Source organism: Arthrobacter sp. sptzw42, assembly GCF_059089685.1.
On record NZ_JBNHEX010000027.1, the window covers coordinates 1 to 1,434 of the forward strand.

Below are 1,434 nucleotides of genomic sequence, written 5' to 3' on the forward strand. Positions count from 1 at the left end.
CTGGACTGGTCCCTAAATGTTGGACTCCTAATTAAACGTTACGCGCTGGCGAGGTTGTGAGCGAGGTATTCGTCGGGGCTGAGGTAGCCGAGTCTCCGTTGGATTCGGGTGCTGTTCCACCAACGCAGATACTCGGTTAGACCGGTGTGGAACTCCTCGATGGTCCTGGGTTGCTGGATTCGGAACCATTCCTCTTTGAGGTGGCTGAAGAACCCTTCCATGGAGGCGTTATCCAAACAGGTGCCCTTGCGTGACATCGATTGAGTCAGCCCGGCTTCGCGGAGCGTGTCCTGCCAGAGCGGATGCCGGTACTGAAACCCCTGATCTGAGTGGACAAGGGGTTGCTCGTTCGGAGCGAGACCGCTGATCGCAGCGCGAAGGCCATCGGTGACCATTTTGACGCTCGGAGACGGACCTGCCATGACAGAGACGATCCGGTTGTCATGGAGATCAAGGACCGGTGAGACGTAAACCTTCGAGGTGCCCACCGTGAACTCGGTGACGTCGGTGGCCCACTTGGTGTGTTTGACGGCGGTCTCGAACTTGCGGTTCAACACGTTCTCAGCCGTCTTACCGACCTCGCCGCGGAAGGAGTTGTATCTGCGCCGGCGACGGACCGGGCTTTGCAATCCGAGCCCGCGCATGAGCTTCAGCACGGTCTTCTTTGATACTGTCCATCCCTGTCGCAGGAGCATGGCTAGGACACGTCGATGCCCGTAAGCGCTTCGCGCCTGCGTGAAGACCTCACGAATGGCTTCTTTGAGTTCCGCCTGCCGATCCGGCCGGGTGAGCCGGTTGCGGTGGTCGTAGAACGTGGACCGGGGAATCTTTGCCAGATGCAACAGCAGCTGCAACCGGTGGTGGGCCTTGAGGTCATCGATCGCTTGAACTTTCAGCGTCGTTCCTGTGCCCTCAAGGCCCGCAATTTTCCCAGGTACGCCACCTCCGCACGCAACCGCTCGTTCTCCCTTCGGAGTTGCTCGACCTCGCTCTCGGGAACTGGATTCTCGCGACTGACCGGTGGCCGGCCCCGTCTCTTCGAACGTAAGCCGTCTTCACCCTCGCGCCGGTAAATTCTCGTCCAGTTCGTGACGGTGCCGGGAGAGGGAAGGTCGTACTCCTTGGCCAGGACGCGTCCGGACACGCCCTGAAGATGACGTCGCACGATCAAGAGCTTGGTTTCAATGTCGTACTGCTTACGGTCTCTTGTCATCAGCGCACCCGATCCTCGTACCTGCCATCGTTGATACAACATTTGGACAGGGTTAGGTGCTAAATCAAGAGTCAGCGCGACGGACTTCGCAGTCAGCCCTTGCTCGAACAATTCGATAGCCGACACTGCATCGGAGTGACTCAACGTGCTTCTCAAGTACATCTGACTACTCCTGGAAGAAGGATCCTAAATTGGGTGTCCAACTTCAGGGGACCACTCCA

The 1,434-nt window shown here is 58.2% G+C and carries 2 protein-coding genes; both read right to left on the reverse strand.

Annotation, left to right across the window (positions count from 1 at the left end):
* Window positions 1-38: 38 nt before the first annotated feature.
* Window positions 39-926, reverse strand: a complete 888-nt coding sequence (locus AC5RT4_RS17710; RefSeq protein ID WP_494106617.1) for an IS3 family transposase — start codon at window positions 924-926, stop codon at window positions 39-41.
* Entirely contained in the window at window positions 893-1,375 is a 483-nt protein-coding gene (locus AC5RT4_RS17715) for a transposase (protein ID WP_494106616.1), read from the reverse strand. Before AC5RT4_RS17715 ends, AC5RT4_RS17710 begins: the two co-directional genes overlap by 34 nt.
* Window positions 1,376-1,434: the final 59 nt, after the last annotated feature.